This window comes from Streptomyces sp. NPDC050164, assembly GCF_044459945.1.
GTDB lineage: Bacteria > Actinomycetota > Actinomycetes > Streptomycetales > Streptomycetaceae > Streptomyces > Streptomyces coeruleorubidus_A.
This window is the reverse complement of sequence record NZ_JBITJK010000032.1, coordinates 1-16893: the sequence shown is the minus strand read 5'-3', so window position 1 is coordinate 16893 and position 16893 is coordinate 1. Positions and strand designations below refer to the sequence as shown.

Annotated in this window: 19 protein-coding genes and 1 pseudogene; 8 read left to right on the top strand and 12 right to left on the bottom strand. The window is 69.5% G+C overall.

The features are described from left to right. Positions 1-240: 240 nt before the first annotated feature. The 4 genes from ACIBNA_RS32410 to ACIBNA_RS32395 all read right to left on the bottom strand — a co-directional run bounded on the left by ACIBNA_RS32410 (position 241) and on the right by ACIBNA_RS32395 (position 4100). Positions 241-1329 (bottom strand): NlpC/P60 family protein, encoded by a 1089-nt coding sequence (locus tag ACIBNA_RS32410; protein ID WP_399168743.1) that lies wholly within the window; start codon positions 1327-1329, stop codon positions 241-243. A 222-nt stretch (positions 1330-1551) separates the two neighbouring features. Beyond that, positions 1552-2343 (bottom strand): class I SAM-dependent methyltransferase, encoded by a 792-nt coding sequence (locus ACIBNA_RS32405; protein ID WP_399168843.1) that lies wholly within the window; start codon positions 2341-2343, stop codon positions 1552-1554. A gap of 118 nt (positions 2344-2461) precedes the next feature. Continuing rightward, complete coding sequence (locus tag ACIBNA_RS32400) at positions 2462-3091, bottom strand: dihydrofolate reductase family protein (protein ID WP_399168842.1); 630 nt, start codon at positions 3089-3091, stop codon at positions 2462-2464. A 142-nt stretch (positions 3092-3233) separates the two neighbouring features. Beyond that, complete coding sequence (locus tag ACIBNA_RS32395) at positions 3234-4100, bottom strand: calcium-binding protein (RefSeq protein ID WP_399168742.1); 867 nt, start codon at positions 4098-4100, stop codon at positions 3234-3236. A 329-nt stretch (positions 4101-4429) separates the two neighbouring features. On the opposite strand from ACIBNA_RS32395, the gene mshA reads away from it, so the two are divergent. Continuing rightward, positions 4430-5767, top strand: coding sequence for a D-inositol-3-phosphate glycosyltransferase (mshA, locus tag ACIBNA_RS32390; RefSeq protein ID WP_399168741.1), 1338 nt, complete (start codon positions 4430-4432; stop codon positions 5765-5767). Continuing rightward, positions 5760-6269 (top strand): YbjN domain-containing protein, encoded by a 510-nt coding sequence (locus ACIBNA_RS32385; protein WP_399168740.1) that lies wholly within the window; start codon positions 5760-5762, stop codon positions 6267-6269. Before mshA ends, ACIBNA_RS32385 begins: the two co-directional genes overlap by 8 nt. Position 6270: 1 nt before the next feature. On the opposite strand, the gene ACIBNA_RS32380 is transcribed toward ACIBNA_RS32385, so the two are convergent. Further along, positions 6271-7065, bottom strand: a complete 795-nt coding sequence (locus ACIBNA_RS32380) for an AraC family transcriptional regulator (protein WP_399168739.1) — start codon at positions 7063-7065, stop codon at positions 6271-6273. A gap of 49 nt (positions 7066-7114) precedes the next feature. Here ACIBNA_RS32380 and ACIBNA_RS32375 point away from each other — a divergent pair, with 49 nt between their 5' ends. Beyond that, positions 7115-7558: a DUF2000 family protein gene (locus ACIBNA_RS32375; protein WP_399168738.1), complete on the top strand. Its 444-nt coding sequence runs from the start codon at positions 7115-7117 to the stop codon at positions 7556-7558. 109 nt (positions 7559-7667) lie between these two features. Beyond that, the gene (locus tag ACIBNA_RS32370; protein ID WP_399168737.1) at positions 7668-8390 is read left to right on the top strand and encodes a hypothetical protein; all 723 of its coding nucleotides are present in this window, start codon (positions 7668-7670) and stop codon (positions 8388-8390) included. Positions 8391-8406: 16 nt separating this feature from the next. Here the strand turns inward: ACIBNA_RS32370 and ACIBNA_RS32365 are convergent, their stop codons facing one another. The 3 genes from ACIBNA_RS32365 to ACIBNA_RS32355 form a co-directional block, all read right to left on the bottom strand. Then, complete coding sequence (locus tag ACIBNA_RS32365; protein ID WP_399168736.1) at positions 8407-8847, bottom strand: nuclear transport factor 2 family protein; 441 nt, start codon at positions 8845-8847, stop codon at positions 8407-8409. 148 nt (positions 8848-8995) lie between these two features. Continuing rightward, positions 8996-9538 carry a DinB family protein gene (locus ACIBNA_RS32360; protein WP_399168735.1) on the bottom strand — a complete coding sequence of 181 codons (543 nt, stop codon included), beginning with the start codon at positions 9536-9538 and terminating at the stop codon, positions 8996-8998. 32 nt (positions 9539-9570) lie between these two features. After that, positions 9571-10023 (bottom strand): hypothetical protein, encoded by a 453-nt coding sequence (locus ACIBNA_RS32355; protein ID WP_399168734.1) that lies wholly within the window; start codon positions 10021-10023, stop codon positions 9571-9573. Positions 10024-10266: 243 nt separating this feature from the next. Between ACIBNA_RS32355 and ACIBNA_RS32350 the strand changes: the two genes are divergently transcribed. Together ACIBNA_RS32350 and ACIBNA_RS32345 are read left to right on the top strand one after the other, a co-directional pair. After that, positions 10267-10737, top strand: a complete 471-nt coding sequence (locus tag ACIBNA_RS32350; protein WP_399168733.1) for a hypothetical protein — start codon at positions 10267-10269, stop codon at positions 10735-10737. Between the two features lie 626 nt (positions 10738-11363). Then, positions 11364-11678 (top strand): hypothetical protein, encoded by a 315-nt coding sequence (locus ACIBNA_RS32345; protein ID WP_399168731.1) that lies wholly within the window; start codon positions 11364-11366, stop codon positions 11676-11678. A 305-nt stretch (positions 11679-11983) separates the two neighbouring features. Here the strand turns inward: ACIBNA_RS32345 and ACIBNA_RS32340 are convergent, their stop codons facing one another. From ACIBNA_RS32340 to ACIBNA_RS32325, 4 genes are all read right to left on the bottom strand, one after another. Further along, positions 11984-12505, bottom strand: a complete 522-nt coding sequence (locus ACIBNA_RS32340) for a hypothetical protein (protein ID WP_399168730.1) — start codon at positions 12503-12505, stop codon at positions 11984-11986. 588 nt (positions 12506-13093) lie between these two features. Beyond that, positions 13094-14323, bottom strand: coding sequence for a serine hydrolase domain-containing protein (locus ACIBNA_RS32335; RefSeq protein WP_399168729.1), 1230 nt, complete (start codon positions 14321-14323; stop codon positions 13094-13096). A gap of 243 nt (positions 14324-14566) precedes the next feature. After that, positions 14567-15208: a hemerythrin domain-containing protein gene (locus tag ACIBNA_RS32330; RefSeq protein ID WP_399168728.1), complete on the bottom strand. Its 642-nt coding sequence runs from the start codon at positions 15206-15208 to the stop codon at positions 14567-14569. Continuing rightward, positions 15205-15390 (bottom strand): hypothetical protein, encoded by a 186-nt coding sequence (locus ACIBNA_RS32325; RefSeq protein ID WP_399168727.1) that lies wholly within the window; start codon positions 15388-15390, stop codon positions 15205-15207. Before ACIBNA_RS32325 ends, ACIBNA_RS32330 begins: the two co-directional genes overlap by 4 nt. 157 nt (positions 15391-15547) lie before the next feature. Between ACIBNA_RS32325 and ACIBNA_RS32320 the strand changes: the two genes are divergently transcribed. Further along, the gene (locus ACIBNA_RS32320; protein WP_399168725.1) at positions 15548-16438 is read left to right on the top strand and encodes a LysR family transcriptional regulator; all 891 of its coding nucleotides are present in this window, start codon (positions 15548-15550) and stop codon (positions 16436-16438) included. A gap of 123 nt (positions 16439-16561) precedes the next feature. Then, positions 16562-16772, top strand: a pseudogene (locus ACIBNA_RS32315) (site-specific integrase); the annotation flags it as partial. Positions 16773-16893 lie beyond the last annotated feature (121 nt).

Sequence of the window (16893 nt, the reverse complement as noted above, 5' to 3'; positions counted from 1 at the left end):
ATGGTGTGAGCCACGCCGCTGCGCCATCGGCCAGTGTCATATGCCGCGATATGCCCCGCAGTTGGACACCGCCGGGATGCTGTGGGGATGACGAACGTCACGTCGGCACGCGGTTTGGCGGCGGGGGCGGGGTGGGCTGGGTTACGTGCGCCAGGTCACCGGCAGGGGGACTGCGACCTGTTGTCCGATATCCGGCGTCCGGTGCTGTGCCGAGACCCGCCCGGCCGGTGTCGGTTCCGCTCAGTCGGTGCCGGCGTCCGCGTCCGGCCGTACCACCCCGAGGATGGGCATCGTCCCCGCCCCAGCGATGGTCACCGTCCGCCCGGGCCGCGGCGCGTGCACGATCGCCCCGTCGCCGACGTACATCGCGACATGGCTGGCGTCGTCGAAGTAGATGATGAGGTCGCCGGGTCGCATGTCCTGGATGTCGATGTGCCGCAACTGCTTCCACTGCTCCTGCGACGTGCGCGGAATGCCCTGTCCGGCGGATATCCAGGCCTGTGAGGTCAGGCCGGAGCAGTCGTAGGTCCTCGGGCCCTCGGCGCCCCACTGGTACCGCTTGCCGATCTGCGCCGTGGCGTACGCGACGGCCTTCTTGCCCTGCTCGGAGGCCTTTGTGCTGATCTCGTCGAGGATGCCGGAGTCGAGCCAGGCGGTCTGCGCCTTGTGGGCCGCCTCCTTCTCCAGCTCGGCGAGGCGCTCCTGCTCCTCCTTCTGGAGCTCGGACTCGAGCTTCTCCGCCAGCGCGATCTGCTTCTCGATCTTCTTCTGTGCGGCGGCCTTGGCCTTGCGGCCCGCCTCCAGTTTCTTCCACTGGGCGGAGGCGTCCTGCGCGTACTGCTTCAAGTCCTCCTGGGTGCGGGTCAGTTCGCCGATCAGGCCCTTGGCCGCGTGCTGGCCCTGGCGCACCCGGCCCGCCCCGTCGAGGAACTCCTGCGGATCGTCGCTCAGCATCAGATGGGCCTCGGGCGGCAGTCCGCCGCCGCGGTACTGGGCGGCGGCCGAGGCGCCCGCGCGGTCCTGCAGCTTCTCCAGCTTCTCCTGGCCCTTGACGATCTTCTTGGCCAGCTTGACGATCTCGGCGGACTGCTTGTCCGCCTTCTCCTCGGCGGCGTTGTACTCGTCGGTGGCGCGGGCCGCGGCGCGGTAGAGCGTGTCGAGCTTCTTGCGTACGGCCTCCAGGTCCTTGCCGGGCGCGAGTGTGGGGCCCGCGCTGGGGGTGGGTGTGGGACTGGGGCTCGCGAACGCCGTGCCCGGTGCCGCCAGCACGGTGACCGCGCAGACCACGGTCACCGCCGTCGCGATCAGGCCACGCTTGCCCGTTCCCATACTTCAGCCCCCAAACTGATTAACCGTCAGTAACGTCCGGCTCGCCCGGGGATGCTGCCACGTCGGCGCGCGAAGCGACAGGGGTAGTACTTCCCGCGGTCCCCGCCCCGGTATGCCCCCGGCATGAGATCTCCCCGTCTGTGTGACGAACGACTCAAAGTGATCGTTCCCGGCGGGCCGGGTCGGGCCAGGTCGGGCCGACCCGGGGCGGGCCAGGGGGATTCAGCCCCGCGGCGCCAACGCCTCCCACCGCACCGTCACTTCGCCCTGCCGCCACCGCACCGGCCCGTCAGCCACCGGCCAGTCGGCGGTCAGGTGCCGTACCGCCCGGATCCAGCGCTGGCGGGCGCCGTAGGACGCGTAGGGCGCGGCGGCCGCCCAGGCGCGGTCGAAGTCGCGCAGGAAGGCGTGCACCGGCTCGCCCGGGACGTTGCGGTGGATGAGCGCCTTCGGCAGGCGTTCGGCCAGGTCCGAGGGGCGTTCCAGGGAGCCGAGCCGGGTCGCGAAGGTGACCGTGCGCGGTCCCTCCGGGCCGAGCGCGACCCACACGTGCCGGCGTCCGATCTCGTCGCAGGTCCCCTCGACCAGCAGCCCGCCGCGTGCACCGGTCGCGGGATCGGCCGGCGCGAGCCGCCCGCACAGTCGGTGCCAGACGGCCGCGACCTCGCCCTCCTCGTACTGCCGCAGCACGTTCGCCGCCCGGACCAGCAGGGGCCGCTGCGGGATCGGGATCTCGAAGCCGCCGTGCCGGAAGACGAGCCCCGTCCGCTCGTAGGGCAGTGCCGCCGCGACCCGGGCCGGCTCGATCTCGACACCCACCACGCGCGCGCGTGGCGCGACCGTACGGAGGCGGTGCAGCAGCTCGACGGCCGTCCAGGGGGCGGCGCCGTACCCGAGGTCGACCGCCACGGGATCGGCGGCACGGCGCAGTTCGGCGCCGTGCGTGGCCGCGATCCAGCGGTCCATACGGCGCAGACGGTTGGGGTTGGTCGTCCCGCGCGTCACCGTTCCCAGGATGGGGGTCCCCCCGCTCGAGCGAAGCCGAGAGTGGGGGAGGGTCGCCGCGCGGGATGTCATGCGTACGAGGTTAAGCGGCCCCCAGAGGTGAACGGCCCCAGGGTTGAACGGCTCCTCAGGACCCGGCCCCGGACCCGCTCCCGCCCCCGTACGTCCCGAACACCGGAACCCCCGCCGACTCGAACACATGCACCGACAGACCGCCCGGCGTCGTCCGGTGGCCGGCCGGCCGCAGCCCGGCCGGTGCGCCGCTGTCCGGGAAGAGGCGGCGGCCCTGGCCGACCACGACCGGGGCGATCACGAGCCGCAGCGTGTCGATCAGGCCGGCGGCCAGCAGGGACTGGGCGAGCCGGGCGCTGCCGTGGATCTGGAGTTCCCGGCCGGGCTGCCGCTTCAGCTCCGCCACCTGGGCGGGGACGTCGCCGGACAGGATCGTGGTCGGGTCCCAGCCGGCCGTGGTCAGGGTGTGGGAGGCGACGTACTTCGGCAGGCCGTTCATGATCCGGGCGAGGGGATGGTCGGTCATCGCCAGCCAGTCCCGGGCGAAGTTCTGGTACGTGCGGCGCCCGAACAGCAACGCGTCCGCCTCGCCGAGCCAGCTGCCGGCCAGCCGCTCGAACTCCTCGTCCAGATACGGCACGAACCAGCCGCCCCGCTCGAAACCGTCGCTGGTGTCCTCGTCCGGGGCGCCGGGCCCCTGGGAGACACCGTCGAGCGACAGGAACTCCTGCACCACCAGCTTCATCACGCACCACTCTCTTCTCGCTCGTCGTCACCGGTACTTCCGACGCCGGGGGAGGTGGAAACTCATCGGTGGGCCGTCCGGGGAACAGCGCGGTTCCCCGGACGGTGAGAAGCGTCGGTCCTGGCGGACGATGCCGTCGCTGTCAGTCCTGGCGGACGATGTTCTTGCCCGGGCCCCCGGAGAGCGTGTCCGCGCCCGGCCCGCCGTACAGCTCGTCGTCGCCGCTGTTCCCCCAGATCCGGTCGGCGCCGCCGTTCCCGTGCAGGATGTCGTTGCCCCTGCCGCCGTACATCTCGTCGTCGCCGGCCCCGCCGTGGACCGTGTCGTCACCGTCGTCGGCTCGCATGACCTGGTCGCCCGCGCCGCCGCGGAGGACATCGTCGCCCGCGCCGCCGTCCACGATCTCGCCGTCGATGCCGGCGTGGAGGGTGTCGTCGCCGTCACCGCCGCCGGCGTATCCCAGCGCGCCCACCCTGATGATGTCGTCGCCCGCCCCGCCCAGGGCGGAACTGCCGTCGACTCGGTCGCCGGTGGCGCCGGTCCACTTGTCGTTGCCGTCGCCCAGCTCGACCCTGTTGAAGTAGTAGACCTGGTCGGTGGCGTTGTGGAAGGAGGCGATGTCGGCGCCGTCGGCGAGGTCCATCTCCATGGAGTTGAGAGGGGACTGGCTCTCGGGGGCCTCGACCGTGCAGGAGATCTTGGTGGTGTCCGCGCTGTCGGGGTGGCTGCAACCGGTGCCGGCGCTGATCGGGACGACGTCGTCGATCACATAGGTGAACCGAGAGCGGTCGCCGGTGAAGGCCTGGGTGATGGTCACCTTGTTGGCCTGCCCGGGGGCGGCCGTGTAGGTGAGGTGCCAGCCGTACTCGTTCACCGCGGCGGTGGCGGTCGGCTCCGCGGCACCGGCCGGGCCGGCCACGGCGATCGGAACGGCCAGACCTATGCCGAGAACCGACGCCAGAACCGATGAGGTGCGTAACAGGCGGCGGCTGACGAGGCGAGAGGGCATTGCATAACCTCCGTGAGGGGTGGCGGATGCTTTCGCATGGTGTGACCTGTGAGGCATGCGCCCGGTTGTCCGCAGAGCCGGATTCGTCAGCCTTTTCACTGCGCAGACAGCGCGTCCTACCTGCGATTTCCGATCGCGTTCAGCTGCCTGTCGCGCTCCCGGACTCGGTGGATGCGGGAGCCCGCGCGTCTCGAGCGGTTGAGCGGGAAGCGGTAATGATTCGGTAAAACTCGCGAATCAGGAAATGGAATTTGCCCCTCCGGCGTTGGAGCCCCCTGGAGGGCACGTCCGCCCTGCCCAGGCATGCCCGGAGCGAGGAGGAACGCCACGTGAGCCAGTACATCGGCAGGCTCGGGCGGCGCTCCGCCGCCGCGCCCGCGCGCCTCCGGCTGCACCGCAGGCCCCGCCGGGTGGCCATGCTCTCCGTGCACACCTCCCCGCTCCACCAGCCGGGCACCGGCGACGCCGGCGGCATGAACGTCTACATCGTGGAGCTGGCGCAGCGCCTGGCCGCGATCAACATCGAGGTCGAGATCTTCACGCGCGCGACCGCGGCCGCCCTCCCGCCGACCGTCGAGCTGGCCCCCGGCGTCCTCGTCCGGCACGTCGATGCCGGCCCCTACGAGGGCCTCAACAAGGAGGACCTCCCCGCCCAGCTGTGCGCCTTCACCCACGGCGTGATGCAGGCCTGGGCCGGCCACCGCCCCGGTTACTACGACCTGGTCCACTCCCACTACTGGCTCTCCGGCCACGTCGGCTGGCTCGCCGCCCAGCGCTGGGGCGCTCCCCTCGTGCACGCCATGCACACCATGGCCAAGGTCAAGAACGCCAACCTGGCCGACGGCGACACCCCCGAACCGGCCGCCCGCGTCATCGGCGAGACCCAGATCGTCGCCGCCGCCGACCGCCTCATCGCCAACACCACCGAAGAGGCCGACGAACTGGTACGGCACTACGCGGCCGACACCGACAAGGTCGCCGTCGTCCACCCGGGCGTGAACCTCAGCCGCTTCTCGCCCGCCGACGGCCGCACCGCCGCCCGGGCCCGTCTCGGCCTGCCCCAGGACGCGCTGATCCCGCTCTTCGCGGGCCGCATTCAGCCCCTGAAGGCCCCCGACGTGCTGCTGCGCGCCGTCGCCGTCCTCCTCGACGAGCGCCCGGAGCTGCGCTCGCGCGTCCTCGTCCCCGTCGTCGGCGGCCCCAGCGGCAGTGGCCTCGCCAAGCCCGAGGGCCTGCAGAAGCTGGCCGCACGCCTCGGCATCGCGGACGTCGTACGGTTCCACCCGCCGGTCGGCCAGGACCAGCTGGCGGACTGGTTCCGCGCCGCTTCCGTCCTGGTCATGCCCTCCTACAGCGAGTCGTTCGGCCTGGTCGCCATAGAGGCGCAGGCGGCGGGCACCCCGGTGCTGGCGGCAGCGGTCGGCGGCCTGCCGGTCGCCGTGCGCGACGGCCACACAGGCTTCCTCGTACGCGGCCACGATCCCGCCGACTACGCGCGCGTGCTGCGCGATTTCGCCGACGACCCGCAGCTGTCGCCCCGGCTGGGCGGGCAGGCCGCCCGCCACGCCCAGTCCTTCGGCTGGGACACCGCGGCCGCCGGCACGGCGGACGTCTACACGGCCGCGATGCAGGCCCACCGCCGTCGCGTACGCTCGCAGCATGGGTGAAACCGATCTGGAACAGCGTGCGGCACAGGTCATCGAGGGAGTGCTGAAGGACGCCGACCTGGAGTGGGAGAGCCCCGAGCCCGGCACCTACGTCGCGCAGCTCCCCGGCACCCGCAAGCTCAAGACGACGGTCTCCCTGATCGTCGGCCGCCACTCCCTCTCGCTCAACGCCTTCGTCATCCGCCACCCCGACGAGAACGAGCAGGGCGTCCACCGCTGGCTCCTGGAACGCAACCTCAAGCTCTACGGCGTGAGTTACGCCGTCGACCAGCACGGCGACGTCTACGTCACCGGCCGCCTCTCCCTGTCCGCCGTCACCGCCGACGAGATCGACCGCCTGCTCGGTCAGGTCCTTCAGGCCGCGGACGGCAGCTTCAACACCCTCCTGGAGGTCGGCTTCGCCTCGGCGATCCGCAAGGAGTACGAGTGGCGGGTGTCCCGCGGGGAGTCGACGCGCAACCTGGACGCGTTCGCGCACCTGACACAGCGCCCGGAGCGCTGACTCAGCCCGCCCGGTAACGCCCGGGCGGCACCCCCACCAGCCTGCGGAAGTGCCGGGTGAGGTGGGACTGGTCGTAGAACCCGGTCGCCGCGGCCACGTCACCCGGCGAGCGCCCTTCGAGGAGCAGCCGCCGGGCGCGCCCCACGCGCAGGGACGTCAGGTACTGGTGCGGGGCGATGCCGTAGGCGGTGCTGAACGCCCGTACGAGATGGGCGGGATGGGCACCCACGAGCCCGGCGGCCTCACGCAGCCCGATGCCCTCGACGACCCGCTCGTCCAGCAACTGCCGCAGCCGGCGCGCGAGGACGGGATCCGCCGGTCGGGGCTTGTCCCCCTCGCCCCGCAGATGGCCGCACAACCGATCCCCGACGAACATCAGCCTGCTCTCGGCCTCCAGCTCCTCACCGGGCCGCACCAGCGCGCCGTGCAACTGCCCCACGCGCTTCCGCAGCAGCGGATCGCGCAGATCGGGCCGGTCGACGGCGGCGCCGATCAACTCGTCCCCGAGATACGTCCCGTCGAGATACAGCACCCGCTTGCGGAAGCCCTCCGGGGTGACGGGGGAGCCGTTGTGCGGCACGTGCGGCGGCAGCAGCGACACGGTGTCGTGCGGGGTGCCGTGCTCGTGCCGGTCGAGGTCGTACCGCACGGCGCCGGTGTCGACGATCAGCAGGGTCCAGGCGTCGTGGACGTGCATCGGGTACGCGTACTCGGTGAAACGGGCGTGGAAGACCTCGACGACACCGGGCACGGCGGGCCGCCAGGCGGAGACGATCCGGGCGGGCTGTGAGGCCATGCAAAGAACGTACAAGACGTTCGCAGGGGCCGCCGGGCACGCTCGCATCATGAACACGCACACCGAACCGGCTCCGGAGCCGATCCGCTTCGACACGAAGATCGCCGTGCTGCTGCGCGCCGACCTGGAGCCCTGGCAGCGCCTCAACGTGACGTCGTTCCTGGTCAGCGGCCTGGGAACGCAGCTCCCCGAGGTGATCGGCGAACCGTACGAGGACGCGGACGGCGTGCCCTACCTGCCGATGTTCCGCCAGCCGGTCCTGGTCTTCGAGGCCACGAAGGAAACCCTGACCACGGCCCACGCCCGCGCCCTGTCCCGCTCCCTGCCCCGTGCGGTCTTCACGTCGGACCTCTTCGCCACGGGCAACGACCGCGACAACCGCGCGGCCGTACGGTCGGTGCCGACGGCGGATCTGGATCTGGTCGGGCTCGCGGTGTACGGCCCGAAGAACGCGGTGGACAAGGTGGTGAAGGGGGCTCGGATGCACCCGTGAGGCGGCGCGTGGTCGTGAGGCGGGAGTGGCTGTGGCCGGCGACCAAAGTCGCGGACGCGTAGACCAACGACTGACGACAGCGCAGGCCCTGCCCGCCGAGACTCTCCTCATGGAGGACGCGAGAAACGTTCAGACGGGGAAGAAGCAGGTGCCGCCGACGGGCAAGGACACGGAACTGGCCGAGTCGGCCTGGGTGATCACACTTTTCTGCGTGGCCTGCGGCGCCGGCATCGGCGCTGTGCTCCCGCTCCTCGCCCGCTTGCTGCTGAAGCTGCCGTGGGCACCGCTGGAGGGCCCGGCCGAACTGCTGACCTCGATCCCGGAACCCGCCCTCACCCTCGGCACGGTCGCGGTGGGCGCACTCGGCGGCCTGCTGCTGGGCCTCACCGCCGTGCACGAGTCGCTGTCGGTCCGCGTCTGCGACACGCACCTGGCCCTGACCATCAGGGACAGCACGCAGGAGTTCATCCGCGAGGAGATCGCGGTGCTGTGCAGGGACGGCAAGCAACTCGTGGTGCTGGCCCCGGACGGCATGGAACTGGCCCGGGAGCACTGCGGCCTGCCCTGGCCCCGCCTGGCCGAAGCCCTCGTCGAGCACGGCTACCGCTGGGCGGAGGAGGACCCGTACCGCGCCGAGTTCCGCCGCTGGGTCCCCAGCACCCCCGGTCTCCCCGAGGGCGCGGACGCCCTGCTCAGGGCCCGCGCCCAGGCCCGCAAGAGCGACGACGACGCCGAGGACGCCCGTGAGCTGCGCCGTGAGCTGCTGCGGCTCGGCGTGGTCGTACGGGACGAGGAGAAGCGGCAGTACTGGCGCCTGGCCCGGCACAACTGAGGCGCAGCCGCACCGCTCAAGGAGTGCAGGCCTCGGCGATCGACAAGCTGTTCTCGTAGAGGTGGTGCCGGGTGATCCGGCCGTCCTCGACGGTGAGGCGCAGCGCGAACGGCCCCTCGAAGGACTTCCCCGTCGCCCGTACGGTCCCCGACAAGTGCCCCATGAGCACGGCGTCGGCGCCGTCGACGAGGAAGGCGTCGAGAAAGGCGCGGGCGTCCTCGGGCACGGTGTGCTCCATCAACTCCGTGAACTGCGCGGCACATTCGGCGGCGGTGGACCGGGGCCGGATCCAGGGGACACCCGGGTTCTCGGCGAGCGCCCAGTCGACCTCGTCGGCGAAGAGCTCGACGAGCCGCTCGGTGTCCCCGGCGAGCCGCGCGGCGAGGAACTCCTGCACGACGGCCCGGGTGGACTCGGCGACGGAAGTCGGCTTCACGGGGCTGGACTTGACGGACATGGCACTCTCCTCGCGACTGCGGCCGACCGGATCCCGGACGGGTTTCGTGGGGACGTGTCCGATCCTGCCGGGGGAGGGGAAGAGCGGTCGATTACCCGAGGAGTAATGAGGGCCGGCAGCCCGGGACACTTGACACTTCACGGCGTCGTCATTGCCCGACCCGGCCGTCGATCAGCTCGCGCAGCAGGTCGGCGTGGCCGCAGTGGCGCGCGTACTCCCTGATCTGCGCCACCAGGACGTCCCGGAGCTGAAGCTGCCCACCAGGCTCGGGCCCGAGGTCGGAGTACCCGGCGTTCCGGGTGGCGAGGTCGGTGACACCGGCCAGATACCGGTCGGTGAGCTCCACCTCGGCCCGCCACTGCCGCCACGCCGCCTCCACGACCGCCGGGTCCGCGATCGCACCGTTGAAGTCGCCGTCCCGGTCCTCCTCGGTGCGGTACAGCTTCGGTGCGTCCTCCCCGGCCATCACCCGCCGGAAGTGCCGCTCCTCCTCGGTCAGATGCCGCACCAGCCCGAGCAGCGACATCGTGGACGGCGCCGCCGACCGCCGCGCCATCTGCTCCGCATCCAGCCCCGCGCACTTCATTTCCAGAGTGAGCCGATAGTGACGGAGGTTCTCCAGCAACACGTCGCGCTCATCGACGACTTCGGCCTCGGTCTCCCGCGGGTCGTCGTCCGGATCCACCCACATGTCGGGGTAGACGGTCGACTGCGTCCACCGGGTCAGTGCGACCGCATTGCGGTTCGCAGAGCTTCGAGTTCGGTTCGTGGAAACGGCCGGCCCCATTGAGCCTCATAGGTTTCTTCGCCCTGCTCGTGATCGATTCGGTCGAAGGCTCGGACGGCGGACCGTGCGAGTGCCGTGATTGTGTGGCGGCCTGACCAGAGAACTTCCCCTGATCTGTCCGGAGCTTGGGCGTCGTCGGCCAGGACCAGGCGGACGTCGACCACAGATCCGTCTCTGTGGAAGAACCACCGGTACACCTGTGGCTCTCCCTCCAACTCGGCGCGTGTTTCCTCGTCACCGAGGACGAGCCGGGCAACGGCGTAGAGGAACTGCTCGGGTCCGTCGGCAATGTAAGAAGCGATGGCCTCCGCCTCGCCGTGATCATCAGCCACTTTGACGACGGCCCAGCCTTGACTGCCCAACGTCCACGTGATCGCTAGAGACGACATCTCGCCCTCCTCCGCGGTGACTCTATGGACTCAGGCGCTGTGCGGCCGAACCCTCAGCTTGGGAAGCTCAGGTGATCTAGGAGCCGTTGCTGGGATGACCTGCGGCGGAGCCCAGACCGCGCGTGGGCTAGCGCTGAAGCGTTGCCCGGTGTTCCCCGTGGTTTCCCGCCGGATCTGGCACGGTTCTGACACGACACGTAACTCTGTGGCCGCAGTGCGGCGTCACGCCCGATGATTAGGCCCATGGATGCTGTGGTGCAGCGGGTGCGCACGTCGTGGACGAAGAAGTCGCGCGGCGGTTCTGAAGCTGCTCGCAGAAACGCCGTCCCAACGGCCTTCTTGCTGCCTCCGGGCTTGAGTTCTGCCCTCCACGAGGTCGCCATGCGGGAGTCCGATTCCTTCGAGCCTCGTATGCAGGTGCGGGATCTATCGGCACCCGGGACGATCCTCCGCGAGGTCGATGGGCTGCTGCGCGTGGATCCGCCAGAGGTGAGCATGGTTGCCATGCCACGACGCAATCGGCGCCCACCTGCCGTTCGTCTGGCTCCCGGCCAATGGCTGCAATGGCAGATCAACTACCGGTTCGTCGGCAGTTGTGACGGGGCCTGGTTCTATCGACTGGAGACGTTCAACATCCTTTATGGCCCTGCGATGCCTGACGTGTTCCTGGGTGTGCCGGCACGTCGTGTAGACGAGCGGCGGTCCCTGCGCTGAACTCCGCGGCACCAACACCGCAACGGCTCCGGAGGCCCTGTGGGAGTTAGGCATCGCAGCAGGTCACGGCACCGCTCGTCGCAAATCAGGTGGGCCGAGTCCAAAGCATGCTTCAGACCGGACCAGTCCAGTGTCATGCCCGCAATCATCCCAGCCGCATGCGACCGGCGTACCTCACCAATCCCGCTACCAAGATCGTGTTACGAGTTCTAAGGTTCCAGATAGGTTCCGGGGCGGAAAAATGCCTCCCATCCGCGCCATTCGCGCAGGTGGGAGGCATGATCACTAACTCTACTTCTTCTTGCCCTGGGCGTTGTCGGGGATCTTGGGGAGCTGGGCTTTTGCTGGTCAGGGGCGGTGGGATCGTGCGCCTGGCGGTCGTCGTTGGTCGTCATTGGCCACTGCCGAGCGGCCTCGGACGGCCCAGGGACGGCCCAGCCAGCACCGTTATGAGCGTCGGCTTACCGCGTTACGCAGTGCCTCGAACCAACCCATGCGATCCGCGATACGGAACCTCTGGGCGTGAACCCTCCCTCCGCCTGCCGGAGCCGGGATCGCCGGTCGCGGAGCACCTCGGGGCGGCTTAGGCTGAGATCAAGGGCCCGCGAGTGGAAGGGGACCTCGAGATGCATTTCGTCCTGATCGCGACCCACACCCCGGAAGTCTGTCCGACCTCTAACGCGACAACGCGCGACCTGATGCTGCAGAGCGCCCCTGATATCCCGAACCTCGCCCAGAAGGCAGGCGTCGAGATCGTGGCCGGCCCCTTCGTCAACCGTGAACACACGATTGTCGTGGTCGTACAGTCCGACAAGGTCGAGAACGTCGACCGCTTGCTGACGGAGTCTCGCCTCCCCCAATGGAACCGCGTCCGCGTGCTGCCGTCGCTGACCATGGAGGAAGGACTCACCGATATCGAAGCGCAGACGCCGATCTTCTGAACCCACCCGCTCAGGCACGCGGCCGGTGCTTCGATGCGGGCGCCGAGATGCGCAATGGCCTGCCGCCATCGGCACCCGGGACGATCCTCCGCGAGGTCGATGGGCTTGTGGGGTGTTGGGCTCGGTTTGAGGGCGTTCACCTGCGTTCATGGGCGGCTGGCCCGTGAGGCGAATTCAGCGCGCGGTCCTTGATGAACGGCCGTGAACGGCGCTGAATGAGACGGGAACTGAGACGGGGGCCCGGGCCGCGCCGAGCTGCCCCGAAGGTCGGCTTCCTCTCACAGAGGCACGTCCTGGAGTGGTGCTCAGGGGTGCCGCTGAGTGCGGGTGTCGTGGCTGGGCCCCAAGGGATCGAAGGGTAGTTCAGGGATGCCGAGTTCTTGGCGCATGGCGGATGCGGTGGCCTGAACGGCCTTGTAGTAGGTGTGCTGTGCGGTCTGGAAGGTGCCATCCGTGACGTGTGAGCCGTCCGCGAGTAGATCGCGCAGAGTTCGGACGGTGCGGAACGCTTCGACGCCCAGCTCGACCACGCGAGGCGGGGCAAGCATCGTCAGGCTGAACCGTTGCTCGAACAGACCGGACTCTGAGAAGGCGGCACGGACTGCACGCCTGCGATCTTCAGGTGTGTCGTAGGCAGCTTCTGAGGCGAAGCGCATGCTCTCTGTCGCGCGGGCCAGGTGAGAGAGGTAGGTCACGAAGGCTTCGCGCAGAACGGTCTGCGCGTCTGCTCGTTGGGCACGCTTCCAGCGGTCTCGGTCCACAACGAACGTCGCGACGATGCCAGCGAGTGCGCCGGCTATGGCGCTCAGAGGTGCAGTCCAGTCCATACGACTGTATTGAGCACACGTTGTTGCGCGCTGTGAAGAAGGAGGCGGTCCCAAGCGCTGATGATCTCAGCTTGGGAAGCTGCGATCTTTGAGGCTGGTTCGGGCGCTGACCTGGGCGAACGCCCTGGGCATGGCGGCGTCGGGCAGGGCGGCTTTGACCGTGGTTCCCCGCTACTCCCCGCTCTATCTGGTGCGCTTGTGGTGCGGCGGGTTAAGCACCGTGGTCTGGAGTCGGCTCGATGACGTCGGCCCAGACCAGATCGCCCCAGGGGTTTCCCTCTACGCCGAGGCGTTCCGCGACGACATCATCGAGGAACTTCGCATGAGCCTGGCTAGGGCGACGTTCAGCGGCCCCACCAAGGCGACTCGAAATGGCTCCAGCGGGAGGGGCGTTCGGGGGCACTGAGGGGTAGTGGCGAGGCGAAGTGGCCCCACCCTGGCTCTTGCGGTGGAACGGTGGATGTGGTTCGCCGAGGGTGGTCGGGTATGCGGTCTGTGGTGCCCGGGGTATATGGATCGTTCAGGTCGGGGTCGCCCGAGGGGATCTCTCACCCTCGGGCGTACCGGGACCGGGACGCCGGCTCGGTGTCAGTCGTCGATCGCCTGGTAGACCGTGGTCCAGAAATCGTGGAAGAGCCGCGCCGGGTCCGGGACGGACGTCCCGACCTGGGTGAGCAGGATTCCGGTGATCTGGTTTTCCGGGTCGGCGTAGGTTGAGGTGCCGCTTCCGCCGTCCCAGCCGAACTGGCCGACGGGCGCGTAGTCGCCGCGGTAGGTGCGCACCGCCATCCCGAAGCCCCAGCCGCCGTGCTGCCCTTGACCGAAGGACACATGGACGTTGTTGACGGCCATGGCGTGTCGGGCGGCTTGCTGCTCGGGCGCGAGTCGGTTGGTGGTCATCAGGTTGACGGCGGCCCGGGACAGGATCCGCTCGGTCCCGTGCATCCCGCCATTGAGCAGCATTCGGAAGTAGGCGTGGTAGTCGTCGGCGGTGGAGTTCAGTCCGCCGCCGCCGCCCTGGAACGCCGGAGGCTGGCTGTGGCGGCCGCCCTTGGCCTCGTCCCACACGTGGAACTCTCCGCTCTGCGGGTCGGGGGCGTAGAGGGGCGGCAGCCGGTCGATCTTGTCGGCGGGCACGTGGAAACCGGTGTCCTTCATGCCCAGGGGGTCGAAGATGCGTTCGCGCAGGAACGTCTCGTACGACTGGCCGGTGACCCTGGCGACGAGCACGCCCAGGAGATCGCTGGCGATGTGGTACTGCCAGCGCTCTCCGGGCTGGTGCATCAGCGGCAGCGTGCCGAGGCGGCGCATCCACTCGTCCGGCTCGGGCATCGGCGTCGGCAGATTGGGCGTGAGCCCCTGCTCGAAGACCGCGTTCATGATCGGAGTTCCCAGCGACGTCATATCCATGCCGAGCCCGAACGTGGAGGTCAGCACGTCCCGTACGGTGATGGGCCGCCGCGCTGGCACGGTGTCGTCCAGCGGGCCGTCGATCCGCTTCAGCACCTGACGGTCGGCGAGTTCGGGCAGCCACGGATCCACCAGGTCGTCCAGCCGCAGCCTGCACTCGTCGAGAAGGATCATCGCCGCCGACATCCCGACCGGCTTGGACGTCGAGGCCATCCGGAAGATCGTGTCCCGGCGCATCGGCGGGCCGCCGTCGTGGCGCATCGTCCCGAGCGCTTCGGCGTGCGTCTCCTCGCCCCGGCTGACCAGCGCGACCAGCCCCGGAATCTTCCCGGACTCGACATACCGCGCCAGCACGTCGCGCATCCTGCGCAGCCCTGCTTCGGAGAAGCCGCTGTTGCTTTGTCTCATGATGAATCTCCTTGCGTACAGTGTTCGATCTTCAAGACCCGCCCCGGCGTGGCGCCGCCGGTCCCTTGCCCGGCATCTACGACCCCACCGGCCACGGGAAGCTGCTGTCCGCGTTCTTCGCCGCGATGGCGGAGACAAAGGGAGACCGAGCGGGAGAACATCCGCGAGTCAGCGCTGGAAGGGACAGAACCCGCCGAGTTCGCGTCCGCCGCCTGGGCGGTGCTGATGTTCCACAGGGCCGGGTCAGGCCTCAGGGGTTCCGGCCCACGGGTCGAGCGCCGTGTAGGCCGGCCGCCACTGGTGCTCGTAGGCATGGCGTGCCGGCCCGGGCAGGGGGGCCAGCATCTTCGTGATCGTCCTCTCGTCGGCGTCGTCCAGGAGCCAGGGCAGGAGCCGGGGCGCGGCGGGGCCGATCCGCTGGGCGTGGACCTGGCCGAAGTGGGCCCACTGCTCCGGCGTGACGACCTCTTGGACGAGCGGAAGCGCGGCTTCCTCCTCGTGGGCGAGGTGCCCGGTCAAGCCCGTGACGAGGGAGTCCGCGAGGTCGCCGACCAGGTTAGGCGTCGTTCCCGGGTCCGCCAGGGCCTTGTCGAGCGCTTCGACCAGCGGGTCGAGGGCCGCGTGCTCGGCCTCCATCGCCTCCAGGAGGGCGAGGTCGTCGGGCCTCCCGGTGAGGTTGCCGCGCAGGGCCGGCCACAGGGCGTCGTCCTCGGCGCGGTGGTGGACGTGCAGAGCCACCTTGAGAAGGTCCCAGCCCGCGGCGGCACGCAGGGCCTCGCCCGGGTGGCGATCGGCGCGCGAGGTGATGCGGGCGACGTGCTGGAGGTCGCGCCGAAGCGCGTGGTGCATCGCGTACATCACGGTCATGTCGAGCCGGTCGTTCATCGTGTCCTCGTTCCTTGCTCGTGACCGCGCCCGTGTCCCGTCGGCCAGCTCAGCCCCCAGGTGGTGCCCGCGGGGCGGGTGACCGCTTCCGCCAGACGCATCGCCGCCCGCTCGGCGTCGGTGAAGAAGGGCGCCTTGCCGGCCGGGAGCACGACAGCGAGGTCCTTCATACGCGTCTGCATGGTGAAATCTCCTGTGAGCAGGCGTCGTTCGACGCGTCGCTCTCCGGTGGCTTCAAGGCTCCCTCGGGGCGGTGGACGTGATCAACGCCGGATCAGGAATGGCCCCGATAACCGGAGGGTTATGTCGGGGAACGTGAGGACGCGAGGCGGGGGCATCGTGGAAGTACGGGACATCGAGATCTTTCTGACGCTCACAGAGGAGCTGCACTTCGGGCGTACCGCCGCGCGGCTGCACGTGAGTCAGGCGCGTGTGAGTCAGGCGATCAAGCAGCAGGAACGCCGCCTCGGCGGCGAGCTGTTCGACCGCTCCAGCCGTCGCGACATCCGATTGACACCGCTGGGCCAACTCCTGCGAGACGATCTGAAGCCGGTGTACGCGAATCTGCTGGCGAGCTTGGAACGGGCCCGGCTCGCAGCTCAGGGCGTCACCGCCACGCTGCGCATCGGCATGATGCCCTTCAACCTGCCTGATCTGCATCCCCATTGGCGAGTCTTCCGGGCTCGCCACCCCCAATGGCAGCTTCAGGTGCGCCAAGCCTCCTTCGTCGATCCGTTCGGCCGGCTCCGCGCCGGGGAGATGGACGTCCTGGTCGCCTGGCTGCCCGTGGAGGAACCCGACCTCACCGTGGGCCCGATCCTGTTCCGCGACCCGCGCGTGCTCGCCGTCTCCAGCGACCACGAGTTGGCGGAACGATCCTCCGTATCGCTGGAGGCGGTCGCCGACTTCCCGCATGCCACGGCCCCCCAGATGCTGGACTACTGGGAGGACGCGTACCTGCCCTTCCAGACCCCCCGAGGCAGATCCATCGAACGCGTCGACACCGTCACCACCCCCGACGCCCTGATCAATCTCGTCGGCACCGGCGAGATCGTCCACACGTTCCCTGCCCACGTCACCAAGTACTGGGCCATGTCCCACATCCGGTGGCTGCCGCTCCCCGACATGCCGGCCCTGCCGTACGCCCTGGTGTGGCGCAGCGAGACCGAGAACGACCTCATTCGCGCCCTCGCGGAGGTGGTGCGCAGCCTCGGTATGTCTCGTCTGTGAATGGCCGGGTACAGAGGAGCGAGGTCCGAATTCCGCCAGCGCGCAGGGTCGCGGGCGCGTGACGCCGGGGCCGCCTCGCCGTCGTCGTGCCGTCTCGTCCCGAGTGCTTCGACGTGCGTCTTACGACCCCGGCTGAGGGTCGGCCTGCCGAAGTCGTTCAGGTTCTACGACCTTCGCCACACAGGGCACACCCTGTCGACGCGGGCCGGAGCGACGCTGAAGGACACGATGGTGCGGATCGGCCAGTCCTCAGAGAAGGCGGGAGGTCGCCGACGGGCTGGACGAGATGGTGCGCGTCGCCCGCGAAAAGGCCGCTGAGCAGGCCGCGCAGGAGCCAAGTGGTGCGGGGCGCCTGAATCGGTCTAGACCCGGATTTCGCACGTGCCTCGATCGGTTGGAACGAGGCACGTGCGGTGTCTGGTTGTCGGTGTGGTCGTTGATGTGATGTGTCGATG

Excerpts from the sequence above, each read along its gene's own strand:
- ACIBNA_RS32410 (WP_399168743.1), bottom strand. The coding sequence starts at position 1,329 with ATGGGAACGGGCAAGCGTGGCCTGATCGCGACGGCGGTGACCGTGGTC.
- ACIBNA_RS32400 (WP_399168842.1), bottom strand. The coding sequence starts at position 3,091 with ATGAAGCTGGTGGTGCAGGAGTTCCTGTCGCTCGACGGTGTCTCCCAG.
- ACIBNA_RS32395 (WP_399168742.1), bottom strand. The coding sequence starts at position 4,100 with ATGCCCTCTCGCCTCGTCAGCCGCCGCCTGTTACGCACCTCATCGGTT.
- ACIBNA_RS32385 (WP_399168740.1), top strand. The coding sequence starts at position 5,760 with ATGGGTGAAACCGATCTGGAACAGCGTGCGGCACAGGTCATCGAGGGA.
- ACIBNA_RS32380 (WP_399168739.1), bottom strand. The coding sequence starts at position 7,065 with ATGGCCTCACAGCCCGCCCGGATCGTCTCCGCCTGGCGGCCCGCCGTG.
- ACIBNA_RS32375 (WP_399168738.1), top strand. The coding sequence starts at position 7,115 with ATGAACACGCACACCGAACCGGCTCCGGAGCCGATCCGCTTCGACACG.
- ACIBNA_RS32370 (WP_399168737.1), top strand. The coding sequence starts at position 7,668 with ATGGAGGACGCGAGAAACGTTCAGACGGGGAAGAAGCAGGTGCCGCCG.
- ACIBNA_RS32365 (WP_399168736.1), bottom strand. The coding sequence starts at position 8,847 with ATGTCCGTCAAGTCCAGCCCCGTGAAGCCGACTTCCGTCGCCGAGTCC.
- ACIBNA_RS32360 (WP_399168735.1), bottom strand. The coding sequence starts at position 9,538 with ATGTGGGTGGATCCGGACGACGACCCGCGGGAGACCGAGGCCGAAGTC.
- ACIBNA_RS32355 (WP_399168734.1), bottom strand. The coding sequence starts at position 10,023 with ATGTCGTCTCTAGCGATCACGTGGACGTTGGGCAGTCAAGGCTGGGCC.
- ACIBNA_RS32350 (WP_399168733.1), top strand. The coding sequence starts at position 10,267 with ATGGATGCTGTGGTGCAGCGGGTGCGCACGTCGTGGACGAAGAAGTCG.
- ACIBNA_RS32345 (WP_399168731.1), top strand. The coding sequence starts at position 11,364 with ATGCATTTCGTCCTGATCGCGACCCACACCCCGGAAGTCTGTCCGACC.
- ACIBNA_RS32340 (WP_399168730.1), bottom strand. The coding sequence starts at position 12,505 with ATGGACTGGACTGCACCTCTGAGCGCCATAGCCGGCGCACTCGCTGGC.
- ACIBNA_RS32335 (WP_399168729.1), bottom strand. The coding sequence starts at position 14,323 with ATGAGACAAAGCAACAGCGGCTTCTCCGAAGCAGGGCTGCGCAGGATG.
- ACIBNA_RS32330 (WP_399168728.1), bottom strand. The coding sequence starts at position 15,208 with ATGAACGACCGGCTCGACATGACCGTGATGTACGCGATGCACCACGCG.
- ACIBNA_RS32325 (WP_399168727.1), bottom strand. The coding sequence starts at position 15,390 with ATGCAGACGCGTATGAAGGACCTCGCTGTCGTGCTCCCGGCCGGCAAG.